Origin of the sequence: Isoptericola cucumis, from assembly GCF_014635665.1 — a bacterium.
GTDB lineage: Bacteria > Actinomycetota > Actinomycetes > Actinomycetales > Cellulomonadaceae > Isoptericola > Isoptericola cucumis.
On the sequence record NZ_BMDG01000010.1, the window covers coordinates 195,353 to 215,581 of the forward strand.

17 protein-coding genes, 3 tRNA genes and 1 riboswitch are annotated in these 20,229 nt (G+C 74.3%); of the genes, 6 read left to right on the plus strand and 14 right to left on the minus strand.

Going from position 1 to position 20,229, the window contains the following annotated elements:
• Positions 1–35: 35 nt before the first annotated feature.
• From IEW03_RS15215 to IEW03_RS15225, 3 genes are read right to left on the minus strand one after another with little or no spacing between them, the layout of a single operon-like run.
• A complete protein-coding gene (locus IEW03_RS15215; RefSeq protein WP_188524544.1) occupies positions 36–2,528 on the minus strand; it encodes a GNAT family N-acetyltransferase in 2,493 nt (830 codons plus the stop codon).
• Complete coding sequence (locus tag IEW03_RS15220) at positions 2,525–3,925, minus strand: lysine N(6)-hydroxylase/L-ornithine N(5)-oxygenase family protein (RefSeq protein WP_188524545.1); 1,401 nt, start codon at positions 3,923–3,925, stop codon at positions 2,525–2,527. The genes IEW03_RS15215 and IEW03_RS15220 overlap by 4 nt, the downstream gene beginning before the upstream one ends.
• On the minus strand, positions 3,922–5,502 hold the full coding sequence (locus IEW03_RS15225) for a pyridoxal phosphate-dependent decarboxylase family protein (RefSeq protein WP_188524546.1): 1,581 nt from the start codon (positions 5,500–5,502) through the stop codon (positions 3,922–3,924). Before IEW03_RS15225 ends, IEW03_RS15220 begins: the two co-directional genes overlap by 4 nt.
• A 167-nt stretch (positions 5,503–5,669) precedes the next feature.
• Positions 5,670–5,776, plus strand: a riboswitch (TPP riboswitch).
• Here IEW03_RS15225 and IEW03_RS15230 point away from each other — a divergent pair.
• Positions 5,770–7,086: an MFS transporter gene (locus IEW03_RS15230; RefSeq protein ID WP_188524547.1), complete on the plus strand. Its 1,317-nt coding sequence runs from the start codon at positions 5,770–5,772 to the stop codon at positions 7,084–7,086. Its footprint overlaps the riboswitch before it by 7 nt.
• Before the next feature lie 199 nt (positions 7,087–7,285).
• Positions 7,286–8,599, plus strand: coding sequence for a C39 family peptidase (locus IEW03_RS15235; protein ID WP_188524548.1), 1,314 nt, complete (start codon positions 7,286–7,288; stop codon positions 8,597–8,599).
• 51 nt (positions 8,600–8,650) lie between these two features.
• On the opposite strand, the gene IEW03_RS15240 is transcribed toward IEW03_RS15235, so the two are convergent.
• From IEW03_RS15240 to IEW03_RS15270, 7 genes are all read right to left on the minus strand, one after another.
• Entirely contained in the window at positions 8,651–10,891 is a 2,241-nt protein-coding gene (locus IEW03_RS15240) for an N-acetylmuramoyl-L-alanine amidase (RefSeq protein WP_188524549.1), read from the minus strand.
• Between the two features lie 112 nt (positions 10,892–11,003).
• The gene (locus tag IEW03_RS15245; RefSeq protein ID WP_188524550.1) at positions 11,004–11,429 is read right to left on the minus strand and encodes a MaoC family dehydratase; all 426 of its coding nucleotides are present in this window, start codon (positions 11,427–11,429) and stop codon (positions 11,004–11,006) included.
• The gene (locus IEW03_RS15250) at positions 11,429–11,896 is read right to left on the minus strand and encodes an FAS1-like dehydratase domain-containing protein (RefSeq protein ID WP_371870632.1); all 468 of its coding nucleotides are present in this window, start codon (positions 11,894–11,896) and stop codon (positions 11,429–11,431) included. The genes IEW03_RS15245 and IEW03_RS15250 overlap by 1 nt, the downstream gene beginning before the upstream one ends.
• A 35-nt stretch (positions 11,897–11,931) precedes the next feature.
• Positions 11,932–12,102 carry a 50S ribosomal protein L33 gene (gene rpmG / locus IEW03_RS15255; protein ID WP_188524551.1) on the minus strand — a complete coding sequence of 57 codons (171 nt, stop codon included), beginning with the start codon at positions 12,100–12,102 and terminating at the stop codon, positions 11,932–11,934.
• A gap of 85 nt (positions 12,103–12,187) precedes the next feature.
• Positions 12,188–12,264 (minus strand) — tRNA-Met (locus tag IEW03_RS15260).
• Positions 12,265–12,328: 64 nt separating this feature from the next.
• Positions 12,329–12,401 (minus strand) — tRNA-Thr (locus IEW03_RS15265).
• 132 nt (positions 12,402–12,533) lie between these two features.
• A tRNA-Tyr gene (locus tag IEW03_RS15270) sits at positions 12,534–12,615 on the minus strand.
• A gap of 149 nt (positions 12,616–12,764) precedes the next feature.
• Here IEW03_RS15270 and rarD point away from each other — a divergent pair.
• From rarD to IEW03_RS15285, 3 genes are read left to right on the plus strand one after another with little or no spacing between them, the layout of a single operon-like run.
• Entirely contained in the window at positions 12,765–13,703 is a 939-nt protein-coding gene (rarD, locus tag IEW03_RS15275) for an EamA family transporter RarD (RefSeq protein ID WP_188524552.1), read from the plus strand.
• A 21-nt stretch (positions 13,704–13,724) separates the two neighbouring features.
• Entirely contained in the window at positions 13,725–14,219 is a 495-nt protein-coding gene (locus IEW03_RS15280; RefSeq protein ID WP_188524553.1) for a YajQ family cyclic di-GMP-binding protein, read from the plus strand.
• Positions 14,216–15,097: an HAD family hydrolase gene (locus tag IEW03_RS15285; RefSeq protein WP_188524554.1), complete on the plus strand. Its 882-nt coding sequence runs from the start codon at positions 14,216–14,218 to the stop codon at positions 15,095–15,097. Before IEW03_RS15280 ends, IEW03_RS15285 begins: the two co-directional genes overlap by 4 nt.
• Before the next feature lie 35 nt (positions 15,098–15,132).
• On the opposite strand, the gene IEW03_RS15290 is transcribed toward IEW03_RS15285, so the two are convergent.
• The 3 genes from IEW03_RS15290 to IEW03_RS15300 all read right to left on the minus strand — a co-directional run bounded on the left by IEW03_RS15290 (position 15,133) and on the right by IEW03_RS15300 (position 18,492).
• The gene (locus IEW03_RS15290; RefSeq protein WP_188524555.1) at positions 15,133–16,017 is read right to left on the minus strand and encodes a potassium channel family protein; all 885 of its coding nucleotides are present in this window, start codon (positions 16,015–16,017) and stop codon (positions 15,133–15,135) included.
• A gap of 49 nt (positions 16,018–16,066) precedes the next feature.
• Positions 16,067–16,960: a zinc metalloprotease HtpX gene (htpX, locus tag IEW03_RS15295; protein WP_188524556.1), complete on the minus strand. Its 894-nt coding sequence runs from the start codon at positions 16,958–16,960 to the stop codon at positions 16,067–16,069.
• 119 nt (positions 16,961–17,079) lie between these two features.
• Positions 17,080–18,492: an FAD-dependent oxidoreductase gene (locus IEW03_RS15300; RefSeq protein ID WP_188524557.1), complete on the minus strand. Its 1,413-nt coding sequence runs from the start codon at positions 18,490–18,492 to the stop codon at positions 17,080–17,082.
• A gap of 248 nt (positions 18,493–18,740) precedes the next feature.
• Between IEW03_RS15300 and IEW03_RS15305 the strand changes: the two genes are divergently transcribed.
• Positions 18,741–19,370 carry a prepilin peptidase gene (locus tag IEW03_RS15305; RefSeq protein ID WP_229738184.1) on the plus strand — a complete coding sequence of 210 codons (630 nt, stop codon included), beginning with the start codon at positions 18,741–18,743 and terminating at the stop codon, positions 19,368–19,370.
• A 33-nt stretch (positions 19,371–19,403) separates the two neighbouring features.
• Here the strand turns inward: IEW03_RS15305 and IEW03_RS15310 are convergent, their stop codons facing one another.
• Positions 19,404–20,000, minus strand: a complete 597-nt coding sequence (locus tag IEW03_RS15310; RefSeq protein ID WP_188524558.1) for a hypothetical protein — start codon at positions 19,998–20,000, stop codon at positions 19,404–19,406.
• Positions 20,001–20,229: the final 229 nt, after the last annotated feature.

Genomic DNA, 20,229 nt, shown 5'->3' on the forward strand with positions numbered 1-20,229 from the left:
CCCCTCGGCCGCCGGCCCCCGCGGACCGGCGCCACTCAGCGCGCGACGGGGTTCGCCAGGGTGCCGGCGTAGAGCAGCGTGCTCGACTGGTCCGCCAGGTCGACCATCTCCAGCGTGTTGCGCAGCTGCAGCCGGTTGAGGCAGGCGTGCGCGAACCGCGGCGCGCGCAGGTCGACGCCCCGCCCCGGACGCGACGCGAGGTCGGGGTGCTCGGCGGCGTGCCGGTCGAGCACCTGCCCGACGACGGCCCAGAAACGGCCCTCGCCCAGCACCCCGTCGACGGCGAGGATCCCGGCGAGGTGGCGCAGCACGCCGTCGAACACGTCGGTGAAGATCACGCGCGCCCGTTCCTCGTCGTCGACGTCCGCCCGCACCCGCTCGGCGCCGGCCGGCAGCGCCCGGTCGCCCAGGACGGCGACCTCCTCGCCGATGTCCTTCATGAACGCCCGCCGCACGACGCCGTCGCGCAGCACGAGGACGAGGTTCTCGCCGTGCGGCATGAACGCCAGGTCGTGCGCGAGCAGGCAGTGCACGAGCGGGTAGAGGTAGGCGTCGAGGTAGGCGCGCAGCCACTCCTCGGCGCCGATGCCCGACGCGCGCACCAGCGCGGTCGCCAGCGCCCGCCCGCGGGCGTCGCGGTGCAGCAGGGACGCCATGGTCGCCAGCCGCTCCCCCGGCGCGGTGCGCGGCACGGGCGACGACCGCCACAGGGCGGCGAGCATCTTGCGGTGCGCGTTCGGGGTGGCCGTGCGGTGGTAGACGTCGCCCGTGTACCCGACGGACGCCCGCTCGCGCAGCACCTCGAAGCCGCACGCCCGCAGCGTCGGGTCGCCCTCGACGACGCCCGCGACCCAGTCGTTGATCAGCGGTGTCGCCCGCATGTACTGCGGGGACAGCCCGCGCAGGAAGCCCATGTTCTGGATCGCGAGCGCCACCTTGACGTAGTGCCGGTCCGGCCGCGTGCGGTTGAACAGGGTGCGGATGGACTGCTGGGGCTGGTATTCGTCCGCGCCGGGACCCAGCGGCACGAGGTCGTCGCGCGCGACGTCGGCCGCGAACGTGACCGGCAGCCGGTGCTGCCACTGCCACGGGTGCACGGGCAGGTAGAGGTAGTCCGCCGGGTCGAGGCTCCGCGCGGCGAGGCGGTCGGCGAACGCGGCACGCTCCGCCCCCGAGAGCTCGGCGGAGTACAGGCCCTGCTCCGTCAGGCCCTCCCCGAGCGCCAGGTGGGTGTGCTCGCGGCGTGCCGCCAGCCACACCAGCCGCACCCGCTCGCCGCGCTCGGGCGCGTACGCGCGGTAGTCGTCCAGCGAGAACCCGATCCGCCCGTTGTTCGCGAGGAAGCCCGGGTGCCCCTCGGTCATCGCCGCCTCCGTGGCCTGGAACGCGGCGGCGCGGCGGTGCTCGTCGCCGGCCGCGTCGCGGCGCTCGGCGGTGCCGGGCACCAGTGCGGCCGCGAGGTCGGGGACCTGCGGTGAGGCGCCCGTCAGCTCGCGCTCGCGCTTGGCGGCCCCGGCGGCCAGCGTGGCGGACAGCTCCTCGAGGTAGGTCGCGACCAGGTCGTCCGGGACCTGCAGCAGCGGCTGCAGCTCGGCGACCAGCTCGAGCACGTCGACCGGCAGCTCGGCCTCCGAGGGTCCGGCGGTGCGGGTGATCGACGACGGGTCGACCACCCAGTGCTCGAGCGCGAACGTGCGCGCCGTGAAGCGGTACGTCACGCCGTCCAGCGCGAGCACGTACCGGCCCCGCCCGTCGGTGCCGGGCTCGCCGGGGCCGGCCTCACCGTCGGGCTCCGGGCGGAACAGCCGCTCGTGCGCGAGCTCGCCGAGCGCCTTGGCGGCCAGGTGCCGGTGCGCGTGCGCCGCGAGGCCGGGCCGCAGGTGCGGGGCGGGGTCGGTCCCCGGCCCGAGGGGCGAGGCGGCGAAGTCCTCCGCGGCGCACACGCTGAGCGCGGCCCGCTTGGTGTGCCCGCCGTCGGCGACGTCGACCTCGCGCAGCACCCGGAACCCCGCAGCGGCGTTCTTGGCCAGCGCCGCGCGGTTGGCGACGTCGGGCTCGACGACGACCCGCCCGGCGCCGAGCCCGCCCGCGCGCCGCGGTGCGAGGCAGCACCGGACGACGGCGCCCATCACCGCGTCGGTGAGGCCGTGCCGGCGCGCCGCCGGGTCGGCCGGCGGCGGCGCGACGAGCAGGTGCATGCCCAGGTCGCCCGGCTCGGCGTCGTGCACGCCCCCGAGCAGCACGCGCGCCGGGTCGTAGGTCTCGACGTAGAACGTCGGCTCGCCGTCGAGGCGCCCGAGCCAGGCGTCCTGGTCGTCGTCCGCGGCGACGCCGGCGAGGTACGCGCGCACGCCGGCGACGTCCAGGTGGTCCATCCGCCAGAACGCGGACGCCGGGTGGGCCAGCCAGGACCGCAGCGTCGCGGCGTCGCGGCCGGGGTCCGCCGGCTCGAGCGTGATCGTGCCGGCGCGGCCGGTCGTGGCGAACGCCGGGCCACGGGCCGTGCGGGCAGCGGCGAGGGCCGTCATCGGGCCACCTCCTGGGTCGTGCGGTCGGGGTCCTGGCTGCCGTGCGACGTGCCTCCGGGCTCGGGGACGCCGCCGGGCAGGCCGAAGGTCTGGAACGCGATCCGCTCCTCGATCGGGTAGGGCTCGCGCCCCGTGACCTGGGCGAGGATCACCGAGCTGCGCCACGCGCCGAAGCCGAGGTCCGGCGCGGTGACCCCGTGGGTGTGCACCTCGGTGCCCGCCACGTGCACCCGGCCCGCGTCGTCGGCCGTGTAGTCGCGGGCGACGTCGAGGCGGCCCAGCTCGTCGAGGCGGACCAGCCCGGGCGCCAGGAAGTCGGGCGTGCCGGACCCGTAGCCGGTCGCCGCGACGACCGCTCCGGTCCGGTGCGGCGCGACGGTGCCGAGCTGCCCGTGGCGCAGCGTCAGCACGTGCCGTCGGGTGGCGGGCTCGACGCGCGCGGCGACGACCTCGGTGTCGGTGAGCAGGGTGGCCGGCACCTCGCGGCTGAGCGCGGACCGGCGGTAGAGCGTGTCGTAGATGTCGTCGACGAGGTCGGCGCTGATGCCCTTGAACAGCCCCCGCTGCTCGCGGCCCAGCAGCTCGCGCAGGTCCGTCGGCAGGGACCGGTAGTGGTCCGTGTACTCCGGCGACGTCATCTCCAGCGTCAGCTTGGTGTACTCCATCGGGAAGAACCGCGGCGAGCGGGTCACCCAGTCCACCCGGTACGTGTCGGGTCCGGCGCCCGCGAGCAGGTCGCGGTAGATCTCCGCGGCCGACTGGCCCGACCCGACGACGGTCACCGCACCGGAGGCCACCAGCTCGTCGCGCCGGCCCAGGTAGTCCGCGCTGTGGACCACCGGCCCGGCGCCGGGCACGTCCGCCGCCGCCTCGACGAGGCCCGCCAGCGGGGCGGGCAGCCGCGGCGCCGTGCCGGTGCCGAGCACGACGTGCCTCGTCCGGTAGGTCTCCGTGCGGGACGTCTCGGTCGTACCGTCGTCGAGCCGTGCGACGACGAGCAGGTCGTCCGAGCCCTCGGCCCGCTCCACCCGCACCACCCGGCGCCCCCAGCGCAGCGTCGTCAGGCGGTCGGCGACCCAGCGGCAGTACTGGTCGTACTCGGCGCGCAGCGGGTAGAACGACTCCCGGACGTAGAACGGGTAGAGGCGGCCGACGGCCTTGAGGAACGCGAGGAACGAGTACGGCGACGTCGGGTCGGCCATCGTCACGAGGTCGGCGAGGAACGGTACCTGGATCGTGGCGCCCTCGAGCATCATCCCGGGGTGCCAGGAGAACCCCGGCCGCTGGTCGAGGAACACCGCGTCGACGTCGTCCAACGGGTCCGCGAGCGCCGCCAGCCCCAGGTTGAACGGTCCGACGCCGACGCCGACGACGTCGTAGGTGCGGTCGTGGCTCATCGGGCCACCCCCTCGAGGGCCGAGGCGTCGCTGCGGCCGAGCCGGGGGTGGACGTCGCGGCACGGCGGCGCGTCGTCGAGCAGCTCCTCCCCGGCGAGCAGGCCGTGCGCCGCCTGCCGCACGAGGTCGAGCACCGCCCGCACGTCGTCGAGGGTCGCGTCCGGGTTCAGCAGCGTGAGCTTGAGGCACGGGCGCCCGGCGACCACCGTCTTGGCGACGAGGGCACGGCCCGAGTCGAACAGCACGCGCCGCACGCGCGGCACGAGGGCGTCGGCGCGGGCGTCGTCGACGCCGTCGGGCTGGAAGCGGAAGAGCACCGTCGACAGGTCGGTGGGGGCGAGCAGCCGCAGCTCGGGGTCGTCCGCGAGCTCGGCGTGCACCGCGGCGGCGAGGTCGCAGACCGCGTCGACCAGCGCGCCGATGCCGTCCGCCCCCACGGCGCGCAGCGTGGACCAGAGCTTGAGGGCGTCGAAGCGGCGCGTGGTCTGCAGCGACCGGTCGACGAGGTTGAGATCCGGGTTGGGGCGGCCCTGCTCGTGCGCGGGGTTGAGGTAGTCGGCGTGCCAGGTCGTGCGCGCCAGGTCGGCGGCCTCGCGCACCAGCAGCGCGCTGGAGGACACCGGCTGGAAGAACGTCTTGTGGAAGTCGACCGTGACGCTGCGGGCCCGCTCGATGCCGTCCAGCAGGTGGCGGCGGCGCGGCGAGACCAGCAGCCCGCCGCCGTACGCCGCGTCCACGTGCAGCCAGGCGCCGGCGGCGTCGCACCGCTCCGCGAGCGGCTCGAGCGGGTCGACGCAGCCGCGGTCGGTGGTGCCCGCCGTCGCGACGACGGCCATCACGACGTCACCCGCGCGCTCGACGTCGACGACCGTGCGGGCGAGCGCGTCCGGGCACATGCGGCCCGAGGAGTCCGTGCCCACCGCGACCACCGCGTCGTCGTCCAGCCCGAGCAGCAGGGCCGACCGCGCGACGCTGAAGTGGCCCGACGCGGTCGCGAGGACGCGCAGCCGACCCAGCCGGGCGCGGCGCGCCGGCCCCGTGAGGCGGGCGCCGTCCGGCGCGAGGAGCGCGTGCTCGCGCGCGAGGTGGAGCGCCTGGAGGTTGGACTGCGTGCCGCCGGAGGTGAACACGCCGTCGCCCGCGGCGAACCCGACGCGGGCCGCGGTCCAGGCCACGAGACGCTGCTCCATGAGCGTGGCGACCGTGGACTGGTCGTAGGTGTCCACCGACGTGTTGACCGCGGCGAGCATGGCCTCGGCGCCCACGGCGGGCAGCGCCACCGGGCAGTTCAGGTGGGCGACGTAGGCGGGGTGGTGGAACCAGACCGCGTGCGCGGCGTACAGGTCGGCGGACTCGCGCAGGGCGTCGGCGGTGCCGACGGGACTCCCGTCGAGGTCGACCGCGTCGACGAGCGCCTGCAGCTCGTCGCGGCCGGCCCCGCCGAAGGGCTGCCTGGTGGTCGCGAACCGGTGGGCGAGGTCGTCGACGACGGCGTGCAGCGTGTCGGCGTACTCGGCTGCGGTGGCGCCCCGCAGCAGCGTGCGGCCGGGGTCGTGGGCGGGGTGACGAGAGGGCATCGTCGTGGTGGCTCCTCGGGTAGGCATGACTGAGCCTCGGGCAACTGCTTAGGTCAGCCTGGCCTAACTTAGGGTGCCCTCAGTGATCGCACAACCGGGACACCGGACACGCGTCGGACACAGGTCCGGACACCGGGCCGGGCAGGGCGGGACCTGAGTTAACCTGGCGCGACACACACGGGAGCCCCGGCAGGGGCTGAGAGGGAGCCGACGCCGCTCCGACCGTCGAACCTGTCCGGGTCATGCCGGCGAAGGAAGTGAGCGACGATGCACAGCTCTGCAACGCCCCCTGCACCCAGCCCCACCGCGACCGCGCCACGCCCCGCGCCGTCGCCGGCCGGCATCCGTCGGGCGGTGCGCGGCGGGGCGCTCGGCAACTACGTCGACCAGTTCGACATCATGCTCCCGGTGGCCGCCCTCACGCCCGCCGCCGCGCAGCTTTTCGGCCCGGGACACCTCGCCGGGGCCACCGGCTGGGTGTTCGCCGCGACGCTGCTGGGGCGCCCGATCGGTGCGACCGTCTTCGGCCCGCTCGCGGACCGGGTGGGGCGCACGGCCACCACCCGCGTCGCCCTGGCCGGCATCGCCGTCACGACCGGGCTCATCGCCGTCGTCCCCGGCCACACCGTGCTGGGGGCGGGGACGATCGCGCTGGTGGTGGCGCTGCGCTTCCTGGGCGGCGTCTTCGTGGGCGGCGAGTACACGGCCGCCGTCCCGCTCGCGATGGAGTGGAGCGACCCGCGCCGCCGCGGCCGGCTCAGCGGCCTGGTGATGTCGATGTCGCCGTGGGCCAGCACGACCATCGCCGCGCTCGTGCTGCTGCTGGTCAGCACGCTCCCGGGCGACGCCTACGTCACCTGGGGCTGGCGGGTGCCGTTCGTCGTCGGGGCGGTGCTGGCCGGCGCCCTGTGCCTCTACTACCGGTCCGTCGTGCCCGACTCGGACGTCTGGCTGGGCGCCGCCCCGCGCCGTCACCCGCTGCGCGACGTGCTGGTCGGGCCGTACCGACGCTCCCTCGCGCAGGTGCTCGTGCTCATGACGGGGCTGTGGCTGCTCACCCAGATGGCGGTGCCGACGATGACGGCCGCGGTGCGCTCCGGGGGCGTGCTCGACGCGCAGGCGCTGTCGTTCACGCTCATGGTGGCGACCGCCGCCTCGGCCGTCGTCATGCACGCGGCGGGCGCGGCGTCGACCCGCACGGGGCGGCGGCGCTTCTTCGTGGTGTTCGCCGCGGTGTCGCTGGTCGCGGGCCCGCTCACGTGGGCAGGGATCGCGGCCGCCGGCTCGACGGCGGCGGTGGTGCTGCTGGTCACGCTGCTGCAGGTCGTGACGGTCACCGCCTACGGCCCGGTCGGCGCCTACCTGGCCGAGCGGTTCCCGGCCGCGGTCCGCTCGAGCGGGTACGGCGTGGGCTACAGCCTCTCGATCGTGGTGCCGGCGCTGTACCCGGTGTGGCTGCCCGTCCTGCAGGGCGCCGTCGGCGCCGACGTCGCGGTCATGGGTGTCCTCGCGCTCGGCGCGGCGCTGCTCGGCCTCGGCGCCTGGTGGGGCCCCGAGACCGACCGCGAGCGCCCGCTGCCGTAGGCCGCACGCCGGCCGGCACCGTCCTGCGCACGACGACGTCGTGCAACGTAGTGACACGCGCCACACTCTCTGGGAAAGTCGTCGCCATGGGTGGCGGGAGCGGCCCGTCACCCGACTCCCTCAGGAGGCGACCAGGATGGACGGCACCAGGGCGGGCAGCAGGGCGGGAAGCAGACCGGGGATCGGACGGAGAGGCTGGATGAGGGCGACGACGGCGGTACTGGCGGCGGGCGCGGTGGCGGCCCCGGTCGGCGCGGCGAGCGCGGCCGCGGCCGAGCCCCCGGCGGACGACGCGAAGATCACCACGACGCACTGGGACGGGGTGGACGACCTGCGCGACGGCGCGTGGGACAACCTGCGGCCCGGGGCGGGCGGCACCCTCGTCGTGCGGGACGCCGGCGGCCCGGTCGCCCCGTACACCGACCCGTTCGGCGACGGGGAGCCCGTGGAGTACGAGACCGGGACGTGGACGTCGCCGGTGGTCGAGACCGGGTACGCGATCGACGAGGCGGTGACCTCGTGGAACGCGACCACCCCGACCGGGACGTGGGTCGAGGTCGAGTTCCGGGGCCGCAAGGCCGACGGCGCGTGGACGAAGTGGTTCGTCATGGGCCGGTGGGCCTCCGGGGACGACTTCGCGCCCGCCGACGGCTCGGTGGGCGACATCCACCGCACCTCGGTCGACGGGCAGAACGACGACGACGCCTACCTGTTCACCGACACCTACGTCGCGAAGTCGGGCCACGAGCCGGAGGCGTACCAGGCGCGGGTGACCCTCCACCGCCCGGCGGGGTCGGACGCGACGCCGCGGCTGGCCGCCGTGAGCACGATGACGAACGAGTACCTCCCGTCGTCGCGGTACACGGGCACGAGCGACTTCACGCTCGGGCGCCAGGTCGAGCTCGACGTGCCGGGCTACTCGCAGCTCACGCACATCGGCGAGTACCCCGACTTCGGCGGCGGCGGGCAGGTGTGGTGCTCCCCGACGTCGACCACGATGATCCAGTACTCGTACGGCCGCAAGCACCACGTCCCGGCCGCGGAGCTGGCGGGCATCGAGGCCCCGGCCGGCGACCCGCAGGTCGACTACGCCGCGATCAACACGTGGGACTACACGTACGAGGGCTCCGGCAACTGGCCGTTCAACACCGCGTACGCGCACCGGTTCGGGCTGGAGTCGTTCGTGACGCGGCTGCGCTCCCTGGCCGAGGCGGAGCAGTTCGTCGCCGCCGGCATCCCGCTGGTCGTCTCGATCAACTTCGACGAGGCCGAGATGCCCGAGGCCGGCTACGGCACCGACGGCCACCTCGTGACCGTCGTGGGCTTCACGGCGGACGGCGACCCGGTCATCAACGACCCGAACAAGGCGACGAACGCCGACGTGCGCAACGTCTACACGCGCGAGAACTTCGAGCGCGTGTGGCAGACGTCCACCGACGGCCTCACGTACGTCATCCACCCGCACCACGTGAGGCTGCCGCGCCACCTGCCGGGCGTCACCCCCAACTGGTGACTCCCGCGCGGTGGTCCGGGTCCCGGCGGGTCCCGGACCACCGCGGCGGTGCTACCTCGGCGAGACGGGCCCGGTCGGGTCCGAGGCGAACGTCCGCGCCTGGTGGCCCGGAGCGCTGACGGTGACCTCGACGGAGATCTCGGCACCGCGGTCGCGGCCGGTGAGGTGATACCTCCCGCCGTCGGCGCCGGGCACGGGCTCGCCGTCGCGCAGCCACTGCAGGTCGACCTCGGCGTCGTCCCCGGGCAGGTACTCCCCCGGGTCCGCCGAGAGCCACGTGCCGATCTTCGCCCTTCCCTCGACGCGCGGACCCTCGACGTCGGTGACCACCGGGTCGTGGAGGGTGAGCTCCGCGGCCCGCGCGAAGACCTGCTTGTGCGCGTACCAGAGCTGGTAGTACCCGTCCTCGCCCCGCACGTCCGTGCGGTCGTCGGGCGCGGAGCCGTCGAACGACGTGGCGCGGTAGTAGTCCGTGACCGGGTCGGCGTCCGAGACGACGTAGGTCTGGTCGGCGCCGACCGTGTACTCGATGGGCGTGACGGCCTGGGGGGCGATGCCCGGGTACGGCTCGTACGCGGCCTCCTCCGGGTATGCCCGGCCGTAGACCGCGGCCGCCTCCTCGCCGGTCACGGTGACCGTCTGCCCCGTGCTGGGGACGACGACCGGCCGCTCCGCCGGGTTGTGGAGCCACACGAGCGAGCCGGCCCACCAGACCCCCAGCCAGTCGCCCTGCACCTGCGCGACGACGAGCTTGTGGCCCGAGGTCACGCGCGCGCTGATGTCGCTGGCGTAGGTGGTGCCGTCGGCGCCGCCCGGCTTCCACCCCGGGTCGCGGGCGTACGGGGCGTCGGACGACGGCGCCTGGCGGGCCAGGACGAAGTTCGTGCCCGCGCCGGCGACGCAGTCCCCGGAGCCCGGCGACGCCTGCTCGCACCCGGTGACCGGGTGGGCGTTCTCCCCGTACCCGGTGACGACCTCGACCACGTCGCCCGGCTCGGCCTGCGAGCCGACGCCCGCCGGGTCGAGCCCGCCGCCGACCGGCGCGCCGACGAGCTCCATGTAGTGGTCCCAGTCCCAGAAGGGGCCCGGGTCCCAGTGCACGCTCTTCGTGTACCCGGGCAGGATGCCCGGGACCTGGTCGTGGCCGATGATGTGCGCGCGGTCCAGCGGCACGTCGTACTTCTCCGCCAGGTACGCCACCAGCTCCGCCGACGTCTGGTACATCGCCTCGGTGAACCAGCCGGAGGTGCCGGCCCAGCCCTCGTGCTCGAGGCCGATCGAGTGCATGTTCATGTACCAGTTGCCCGCGTGCCAGCCGACGTCGGACGGCTCGAGGTGGTTGGCGACGTGCCCGTCGCTGGAGCGCAGGGTGTAGTTCCACGCGAGGTACGTGGGGTCCTGCACCAGCCGGACGGTCGGCTCGTACGCCGTCTCCGTGTCGTGGATGACGATGTACTCGATCGACGGGCCGCCCTCGCCCGTGCGGTCGGCCTGGTCGTGGTTGCCGTAGCTGCCGGTGCCGTCGGGCAGGTCCGGGCTCTCCTTGGCGTACGGCGCGGGCAGCCACTCGCAGCCCAGGTCGGGCGGGCAGTCCGCCGCCGGGTCGCCCGCCGCAGCGGCGGCCCGCGGGGCGGCGACGTCGGAGCGCGCCTCGAGCGTGACGGTCCCGCCGTCGTCGGTGGCGCGCTGCTGCCCCTGGCGGAGGGTCGTCACGACGCGGTCGGCGAACGTCGGCACCTCGCTCATCCGGGACACCGCCGCGTCCCAGGCGTCGAGCGGGGCGTCCGCGCCGAGGCCCGCGTCGGCCTGGTACGCCGCCAGCAGCGCCGCGCCGGCGCAGACGTTGGCGCCGGCGTCGGCCTTGATGCGGTCGGCCGTGAGTCCGGTGAGCGCCGCCGCGCGGTCGAGCTCGCTGGTCGTGCCGCGCGCAGGTTCCCCCTTGACTCCCCCCTTGCCGGCCCCGTCGGGCGCCGCCGGGGCGTGGTCGGCCAGGTTGAAGACGCCGTACCCGCCGTCGGTGCTGGGCACCCCGGCGTGCTGGTCCCAGCGGGACTCCATCCAGGAGACGGCCTTGAGCAGCGCGGCGGGGACGCCGGTCGCCTCGCTCGCCGCGGCGAACGCGGCCTCGCGGTCGGTGGCGGCCAGGGCGGCGGTGCAGTCGGTGCCGCCGGGCGCGCCCGCGGGCGGCCCGGCGGACGTGCCGGCCCCGGCGACGAACGCCGGTGCGGCGACGAGCGGGATCAGGAGCCCGGCCACGGCCAGGCTGGTGGTGCGTCGTCGTACGGATCTCACGGGGAGTGCTCCTCTCGATGACGGAGGCACGCGCGCGCGTCGTTGCACGGCGTCCACGGTCATCGAACCGTGAAATCTGCTTTCAGGGGAAGTCGAAGCGAGAAAATCTCCGTCAGAGGCGGACGACGGCCTGGGCCCGGCCCAGCACCTTGACGCCGTCGTGCGTGACGGCGAGGTCGATCCGCGCCGTCCCGGCGTCGGCGTCGACGGCGCCGACGGTGGCCGTCACCTCGACGGCGGCGGTGCCGCGGGCCGGCACGGGCACCGGCTTCGTGAAGCGGGTCTGGTACGACACGACCGCGCCCGGGTCACCGGCCCAGTCGACGACGGGGCCCACCACGGAACCCATGGTGAGCATGCCGTGCGCGATGACGCCGGGCAGCCCCACCTCGACGGCGAACGACTCGTCCCAGTGGATCGGGTTGAGGTCGCCGCTGGCGCCGGCGTAGCGCACGAGCGCCGCGCGGTCGAGCTCGACCGTGCGGGTGGCGACGACGTCGCCGACGGTGAGGTCCGCGAGCGCGGGACGGGTGGTCATCAGGCGTCCTCCCCGCGGATCACGAGGCTCGACGTCACGGTCGACACCGGCTCGGTGCCGTCCGGGGTCACCGCGGCGACCTCGCAGCGCGTCGTGACCATCGCGATCCCGGCGCGGTGCGTCACCGAGTCGACGTGCAGCACCGTGACCAGCTCGTCGCCGGCGACGACCGGCCGGTGGTGCGTGAACCTCTCGTCGGCGTGCACGACGCGCGAGAAGTCGACGCCGGCCTCCGGGTCCTGGATGTACTGGGCCTCGGCACGCTGCGCGACGACGACGGCGAACGTCGGGGGCGCGACCAGGTCCGGATAGCCCGAACCCCGCGCCGCCACGAGGTCGTGGTGCGCGGGGTGGACGGCGCCAACGGCCGTGGCGAACTCGCGGATCTTCTCGCGCCCCACGCTGTAGGGAGCGGTGGCCGGGTACTCGCGCCCAGCGAAGCTGGGATCGGGCAGACGGTTCGCCACGTCGGTGCGCTGGGTGGAGTCCGGGAAGGACCCGGTCAGCGAGTCTCGCGGTGCGACGTGTGCTTGCCGCAACGCGGGCAGAACTTCGCCATCTCGAGACGGTCCGGGTTGTTCCGGCGGTTCTTCTTCGTGATGTAGTTCCGCTCCTTGCAGTCCACGCAGGCGAGCGTGATCTTCGGGCGGACGTCCGCGCTCTTGGCAGCCATGGTGTGTCACCTCTCGCGCCCCCGGAAGGCGCCACGTGCGTCAAGGAGAATGCGGTCCGACGCCGGCCGTCGAACCGCGGTGTGTTGGTAGCGAGGGCGGGGCTCGAACCCGCGACCTCACGATTATGAGTCGTGCGCTCTGACCAGCTGAGCTACCCCGCCGCGCGTGACGATGCGCAGGACTGCCCGCCCGTTGACCGGTGGGCAGCCCCGCGTCGCGTCACAGAGCCCCGAAAGGGAATCGAACCCTTGACCTTCTCCTTACCATGGAGACGCTCTGCCGACTGAGCTATCGGGGCAGCGGGGAAGACTCTACACGGCTTGTGGTGCCGAGGCGAAATCCGCAGGATCTCGCGCTCCGCGCCGCCGTCAGGGCCTCCCCCGGACGTCGGACGGGGCATCACCGGTCGGTGATGCCCCGTCCGTCGCGGTGGCAGGTGAGGGATTCGAACCCACGAAGGCTGTGCCGTCTGATTTACAGTCAGATCCCTTTGGCCGCTCGGGCAACCTGCCGTGCAAGACCGTGCACGATCTCGCGGGTAGAACAATAGCCTCCCGGGGCGCCGGTCGTGAAATCACCACGGCGTGGCACCCGTCACGCCCGCCCCGCACGCCGTCCCGGGTGCCGCCCGGGCGGCACCGCCGGCGCCTACAGTGAGCCGGTGACGACCCCCTCCTCCCCCGACCGCTGGGGGCTGCCGCTCGGCATCTCGGCCTTCGCCCTCTGGGGCGCCATGCCGCTGTTCTTCCCGCTGCTGGAGCCCGCAGGCCCGATCGAGATCATCGCGCACCGCATCGTGTGGAGCCTGGTGTTCTGCGTCCTCCTGCTCGCCGTCACCCGGTCGCTGCGCTCGTTCCTCGCGGTGCTCCGCTCCCCGCGCACCCTCGGCGTGCTCGCGGTCGCCTCGGTGCTGATCATCGTCAACTGGACGACCTACGTGTACGCGGTGCTCAGCGGGCACGTGCTCGACGCGGCCCTCGGCTACTTCATCAACCCGCTGCTCACCGTGCTGCTCGGCGTCGTCGTGCTGCGCGAGCGGCTGCGCGTCGCGCAGTGGGTCGCGGTCGGCTTCGGCGTCGCCGCCGTCGCGGTGATCTCCGCCGGCGTCGGCGGCCTCCCCTGGATCTCCCTCGTGCTCGCGGGCGCATTCGGCCTGTACTCGCTGGTGAAGAACCGTGTCGGGCGGGACGTCGGCGCCCTGCCGGGGCTGGCCGCCGAGACCGCCGTCGCGACGCCCTTCGCGCTCGCCTACCTCGTCTGGCTCGGCGCCACCGGGGTGGGCACGTTCACGACGGAGGGCACCGGCCACGCGCTGCTGCTCGCCGCCTGCGGCGTCATCACCGGCCTCCCGCTGCTGCTCTTCTCGTCGGCCGCGCGGCGCCTGCCGCTGTCCGTCGTGGGGATGCTGCAGTACCTCACCCCGGCCCTCCAGTTCCTCCTCGGCCTGCTCGTCTTCGGAGAGCACATGCCGCCGTCGCGATGGATCGGCTTCGGCCTCGTCTGGGTGGCCCTCGTCCTGCTCACCGTCGACGGCACCCGGCAGGCGCGGGCCGCCCGTCTCGCCGCCCGCGCACGCACTACGGTGGTGCCCAGGTCCTGACCCGAGCTGAAGGAGCACACCGTGGCCGACTCGTCGTTCGACATCGTGAGCAAGATCGACCGCCAGGAGGTCGACAACGCGCTCAACCAGGCCTCCAAGGAGATCGCGCAGCGCTACGACTTCAAGAACGTCGGCGCGTCCATCTCCTGGAGCGGCGAGACCATCCTCATGGTCGCCAACTCCGCCGAGCGCGTGACCGCGATCCTCGACGTCTTCCAGACCAAGCTCATCAAGCGCGGCGTCTCGCTCAAGGCGATCGACACGGGCGAGGGCGAGCCCCAGCCCTCCGGCAAGGAGTACCGCCTCGGCGCCACCCTCAAGGAGGGCCTGTCGGGCGAGAACGCCAAGAAGATCACCAAGCTCATCCGCGACGAGGGCCCCAAGGGCGTCAAGACGCAGATCACCGGTGACGAGGTCCGGGTGACCAGCAAGTCGCGCGACGACCTGCAGTCCGTGATCAACCTCCTCAAGTCCGCCGACCTCGACGTCGCCCTGCAGTTCATCAACTACCGGTGACCGCCCCACGCCTCGTGGCGACCGACCTCGACGGCACGCTGCTGCGCTCGGACGGCACGGTCTCCGACCGCACCCGCCGGGCGCTCGCCGCCGCCGAGGCGGCCGGCGTCGAGGTCGTCTTCGTCACCGCCCGCCCGCCGCGGTGGCTGGACGGCCTCGCCTCGTGCGTGGGCGGGCACGGCCGCGTCATCTGCCTCGGCGGAGCGGCCGTCTGGGACCTCGCCGCCGGGCAGGCCCTGGAGGTGAACGGCTTCGCCGACGACGTCGTCGGCGAGCTGGTGCCCGCCCTCCGGGCCGCGGTGCCGGGCGTCGCGCTCGCGGCCGAGCGGGTCTCGGGCCCGGTCTTCGACCCGTGGTTCCCCGACGGCGAGCCCGGGCTGCCGCCGGCCCTGCGCGCCTCGCCCGTCGAGGAGGCGCTGGGTGCCGACGACGGGCCGGTCACCAAGCTGCTCGCGGTCCGGCCGGGCACCCCGGCCCAGGGCTTCGGCGTGGTGCAGCAGGGCCACGTGGACGACGCCGCCCAGGACGCCTTCTTCGACCGGGTCCGCTCGACGGTGTCCGGCCGCGCCGAGCTGCACTTCTCCGGCGCGGCGGGGCTGGCGGAGCTGCTCGCCCCCGGCGTCACGAAGGACGTCGCGCTCGCCCGCTGGTGCGACCGCCTCGGCATCGACGCCCGCGACGTCTGGACGTTCGGCGACATGCCGAACGACCTGCCGATGCTGCGCTGGGCGGGTCGGGGCCACGCGGTCGCGAACGCGCACCCGGAGGTCCTCGCGGCCGCGGACGCCGTCGTCGGGCCGAACGACGACGACGGTGTCGCCGCGGCCCTCGAGGCTGCCCTCTCCGAGGTCGCCGGACGGCCCGGCGTCGAGGCCTGACACCCCCGTCCGCGCACCGCGGGCCCTCCGGCAGGTCAGTCCCGCGGGTCGTCGCGCGGTGCGTCCCGGGCGCCGGTGCCCTCCGGCGGTGCCGCGGTCCTGTGGCTCGCGACGATCTCCCCCCGGAGCTCCTTGACCTCGGCCACGAGCAGCGCGACCTGCGCCTGGGACACCATCCCGACCGCCGCCTCGCCGCCCGCGCCCGGCGCCGCCGAGGGGCCGTCGTCGTCCGGGCCGGCGGCGACCCGCTCCACGAGCCACGACGACAGCGTCGCGGTCACCACACCGAGCAGGGCGATACCGCCCAGCATCAGACCCGCCGCGATGACGCGACCTGCGGGCGACACCGGGGCGAGGTCGCCGTAGCCCACGGTGGTGATCGTCACCACGGCCCACCAGAAGCCGTCGCCGAGGTTGACGATGCTCGCCCCCGGCACGCCGCGCTCGGCCTGGGTCACGGTCAGCGCCCCGACCAGGACCAGCAGCGCGGTGCCCGCGACGGCGAACCGCACCACCCGGCCGCGCAGGCGCACCGCGTTCGCCCGGTTGAGCCGCAGCACCACCGAGATCAGCAGCAGCGGCCGCAGCACGGGGAGCACCACGACGGCGAGCTCGAGCGGGTGGCTGCGCACGTACCGCCAGGTGTGCGGGGCCAGTCGTGTGCGCACGACGTAGTCGACGACGAACGCGAGCCAGGTCAGCGCGAGCACCCCGGCGCAGGCCGAGCGGACGTCCGGCGAGGCGTCCGGGAACGCGATCGGGACTCCGTACGCGACGAGGAACAGCAGCGACACCCCGGTGAGCGGCCACTCCGTGGCCGCCTGCCAGCGGCGCAGGCGCGCCTTGCCGGCGTCCGGGTCCGGCGGCGCGGACGCAGGACGCTCGGACGGCACGGTCGGCTCGGTCCGGTCGGGGGACATCGCAGGTCAGCCTGCCACCCCGGCCCCGCGGTCGCCCGCGGGACGCCGGTCAGTACCGGGTGATCCCGCCCGGCCCGGACCCGCTGCCGCCAGCCATCTTCTCCAGGCGGGCGATCCGCTCGTCCATGGGCGGGTGCGTCGAGAAGAGCTTCGCCATGCCGGCGCCGCGGAACGGGTTGGCGAGCATGAGGTGGGAGACGTTCTGCAGCTCGCGGGTCTGCGGCAGCGGCGCCTTCGCCGTGCCCGACTCGAGCTTGCGCAGGGCGCCGGCGAGGGCCATCGGGTCGCCGGTGAGCTTGGCGCCGTCCTCGTCCGCGTCGTACTCGCGGGTGCGGGAGATCGCCATCTGGATCATCATCGCGGCGAACGGGGCGAGGATCGCCATCGCGAGCGCGGCCAGCGGGTTGCCGCCCTCGCGCCGGTCGCCGCCGCCGAAGATCAGCATGAACTGGGCGACCGAGGTGATGACACCCGCCATGGCGGAGGCCACGGACGACGTGAGGATGTCCCGGTTGTACACGTGCATGAGCTCGTGGCCGAGCACCCCGCGCAGCTCGCGCTCGTCGAGCAGCCGCAGGATGCCCTCCGTGCAGCAGACGGCGGCGTTCTTGGGGTTGCGACCCGTCGCGAAGGCGTTGGGCGCCTGCGTCGGCGAGATGTACAGCCGGGGCATCGGCTGGCGGGCCTCCGTCGAGAGCTCACGCACGATGCGGTACATCTCCGGCGCCTCGAGCTCCGTGACGGGGTACGCGTGCATCGCGCGGATGGCGATCTTGTCGGAGTTCCAGTACCCGACGAACGTCGTGATCAGGCCGATCGCCACGAAGACGACAAGCATGCCCGCGCTGCCGCGGAAGAACAGCGCCCACAGGCCGAGGACCACGGCCCACATGACGCCGAAGAGCGCCGCCGTCTTGAGACCGTTGAAGTGCCTGTGGCCCATGTTTTCTGCCGTCTCCTTCCGTACCCCGCCGGGTGCAGGGCGCGCCCGGCAGGTTCACCGGTGGAACGCGCGACGGGCGCCGGCGGTTCCCGCCGGCGCCCGTCGTGGTCGAGGAGACGTCAGGAGGACGCGCGACCCTTGGCGACGGCGAGCATCTCCTCCCGCGGCACGACCTTGATGCGCTCCCGGCCGTGCGGCTCGCCGAGAGAACGCTCGTGCGCGTCGAGCACCTCGAAGTCCGACCACTCGACGACGTCGACGCCGCGGTCGGCGAGGAAGTCCAGCACCGCCTGCGGGTCGCCCTGGGCGGCTGTGCGGCCACCGGTGAGGTCGCCGGAGGCCACCTCTCCGCCGTCGCCGACGCCCGTGACGTCCTCGACGAGGTGACGCACGGTCTCCGAGGCGTCCGACTTGGTGTGCCCGATGAGGCCGACGGGGCCGCGCTTGATCCAGCCGGTGGCGTACACGCCCGGCAGGTGGTCGCCGTCGAGGTCCACGACGCGTCCCTCGCGGTTGGCGATGACGCCCTTGCGCTCGTCGAAGGGGATCTCGGACAGCGGGGACCCGAAGTAGCCGACGGCCCGGTAGACGGCCTGCACCGGCCAGTCGTGGAACTCGCCCGTGCCCTTGACGGTGCCGTCGCCCTGGAGGGCGGTGCGCTCGGTGCGCAGCCCGGTCACCTTGCCGTCGGTGCCCGTGATCTCCGCGGGCGACTGCAGGAAGTGCAGGTGGATGCGGCGGGACGCGGACTGCGTCGACGGGTCGACGAGGGTCCAGTCGGTCAGCGTCTTGACGACCTGCTTGGTCTGGTTGGACGACTCGATCGCGGCCATCGAGCCCTCGTCGAAGTCGTAGTCCTCGGGGTACACGACGATGTCGACGTCGGGCACGTGCCCCAGCTCGCGCAGCTCGAGCGGGGAGAACTTGACCTGGGCGGGGCCGCGGCGCGCGAACACGTGCACGTCCGTCACCGGGGACGCGGCGAGGATGTCGTAGACGTTCGCCGGGATCTCGGTGGGCAGCAGGTCGTCCGCGTGCTTGGCGAGGATGCGGGCGACGTCGAGCGCGACGTTCCCCGCGCCGAGCACGGCGACCTCCTTGGCCTCCAGCGGCCAGGTGCGCGGGACGTCCGGGTGGCCGTCGTACCAGGACACGAAGTCGGCGGCGCCGTAGGAGCCGTCGAGGTCGATGCCCGGGACCTGCAGCTCGGCGTCGCGGATCGCTCCGGTGGAGAAGATCACCGCGTCGTAGAACTGCCGCAGGTCGTCCAGCTTGAGGTCGACCCCGTAGTCGACGTTGGCCAGCAGGCGGACGTCGCCGCGCGACAGCACCTTGTGCAGGGCGCTGACGATGCCCTTGATGCGCGGGTGGTCGGGCGCGACGCCGTAGCGCACGAGGCCGAACGGCGCGGGGAGTCGCTCGAAGAGGTCGATGCTCACGTCGAGGTCGGTCTTCGACAGGATGTCCGCGGCGTAGGTGCCCGCGGGACCTGCGCCGACGATGGCGACGCGCAGAGGTCGGGTGCTGCTCACGACGAGATACGCCTTCCGGATCGGGGCTGCGAGACGTTCGATTCTAGGAGGAGTCTCCCGGATCGGTGGTGAGGGTTACCTCACTCCCAGGGTCCAGCCTTACCCAGGGTGCCACAACCGTCTCATTCAATGAACGGCGCGTCTCGCCCATCGGGCACTCTGGCGCGATCGGGCCGTGCTCGCGGGTCGTGACCGGCCCTGGGGACGACGGTACTCCCGGCACGGTGGCGCCACGTAGCATGCCGCGGGTGCGCCCCCACGACCCCGCGGCCTCCGGCTCCCCGGTACCTGCCGCCCGCCCCCGCGGCAGCGTCGCCGCCCGCGCACGGGCAGAGCTGGCGCCGGTGCGGCGTCGGGCCGCCGTGGTCGCAGCAGCCGCTGCGGCCTGGGCGGTCTGGGCCTCCGGGCCGGGGTGGTCGACGCCGGCGCTCGTCGTCGCGGCCGTCGGCGGTGCCGCGCTGGGCGTCGTGGACGCCCGCACGCACCGGCTGCCGAACGCCCTCCTCTTCCCGACGGCGGCGGGCGTGGGCGTGCTGCTCGTCCTGGCCGCGGTGGCCGGCGGGGACCTCGGCGCCCTGCTGCGGGCCGTCCTCGGAGCCACCGCGCTCGGGCTGGGCTACCTGCTGTTGCACCTGCTCGACCGGTCGGGGCTCGGCCTGGGCGACGTCAAGCTCGCCGTGCTGCTCGGCGCGACCTCCGCCTGGTACGGCTGGGGTGCTCTGGCGGGCGCCGCCCTGCTGCCGTTCCTGGTGGGCGGGCTGGTGGCCGTCGCGCTGCTCGTCACGCGGCGGGCGAACCGTCGCACCGCGCTCGCCTTCGGCCCGTACATGCTGCTCGGGACCGTGCTCGCGATCACGGCGGCGAGGCTCGGCGCCTGACGGCCACGCCACGGCGAGTGACGTGGAGCGCCGTCACACCCCCGGCTGCCGCACGACCCCGGTGAGCTCGGCGACCGCCCGGTCGACGTCCTCGCCCACGAGGCCACCCGTCGCACGCAGGGGCCGGTAGGCGGGGACGAACTCGGCGCCGGAGGCCTCGTCACGCAGCAGGACCGCCGGCGCGTGGCGGTTGCCGTAGAGGGCACGGCCGGCGCTCACCGCGCCGGGACCCCGGCGCACCGTCCAGCGCGGCGCGGAGTCCTTGCGCCCCCAGATCTCGTACTCCCCCGGGGCTGCCACCACGGCCACCGGGCTGCCGCCCATCGGCATCCAGCCCTTGCGCGACACGCCGAGGCCCGAGGCGATCTCGGGCATCGCCGCCGTCGTGAAGCCCGGTACCACCGGCATCCCCGGCCGGTGCCGCGCGGCGTTGGCCGCGCACGCGCTCGCGCGGCCGCTGACGACGGCCAGCGTCACCACGACGACGGCGGCCACGACCAGCAGCGCGATCCAGAGAGCGGCCGCGTCGCTGTCACCGTCCCCGAGCGCGCGCACCAGACGCAGCACCGACACCAGCCCGATCACGACGAGCACCCCGACGTAGGCGAGGCGCTTGTTCCCTGTGGTCACGCGAGACTTCCCCTCAGATGTTCTGCGACGGCACCGACCGTCCCGGCCCCCGACGCCGGCCGAGCCCGCGCAGGCACGTCCGGGTTCCGCTCCGGCCGAACGGGCGAGGGGCGGCCCGGGAACCCCGGACCACCCCTCGACACACCGGCACGAAGGACCGGTGAAAGCTGACCGAAACGTCAGCCGCGGATGCCCTGCGCCAGCTGCGAGTCCGCGTCCGACAGCGTCT

What these genes read in the sequence shown, in the direction of transcription:
- IEW03_RS15215 (WP_188524544.1), bottom strand. Translation starts at nt 2,528, where the DNA reads ATGACGGCCCTCGCCGCTGCCCGCACGGCCCGTGGCCCGGCGTTCGCC.
- IEW03_RS15220 (WP_188524545.1), bottom strand. Translation starts at nt 3,925, where the DNA reads ATGAGCCACGACCGCACCTACGACGTCGTCGGCGTCGGCGTCGGACCG.
- IEW03_RS15225 (WP_188524546.1), bottom strand. Translation starts at nt 5,502, where the DNA reads ATGCCCTCTCGTCACCCCGCCCACGACCCCGGCCGCACGCTGCTGCGG.
- IEW03_RS15230 (WP_188524547.1), top strand. Translation starts at nt 5,770, where the DNA reads ATGCACAGCTCTGCAACGCCCCCTGCACCCAGCCCCACCGCGACCGCG.
- IEW03_RS15235 (WP_188524548.1), top strand. Translation starts at nt 7,286, where the DNA reads ATGAGGGCGACGACGGCGGTACTGGCGGCGGGCGCGGTGGCGGCCCCG.
- IEW03_RS15245 (WP_188524550.1), bottom strand. Translation starts at nt 11,429, where the DNA reads ATGACCACCCGTCCCGCGCTCGCGGACCTCACCGTCGGCGACGTCGTC.
- rpmG (WP_188524551.1), bottom strand. Translation starts at nt 12,102, where the DNA reads ATGGCTGCCAAGAGCGCGGACGTCCGCCCGAAGATCACGCTCGCCTGC.
- IEW03_RS15290 (WP_188524555.1), bottom strand. Translation starts at nt 16,017, where the DNA reads ATGTCCCCCGACCGGACCGAGCCGACCGTGCCGTCCGAGCGTCCTGCG.
- htpX (WP_188524556.1), bottom strand. Translation starts at nt 16,960, where the DNA reads ATGGGCCACAGGCACTTCAACGGTCTCAAGACGGCGGCGCTCTTCGGC.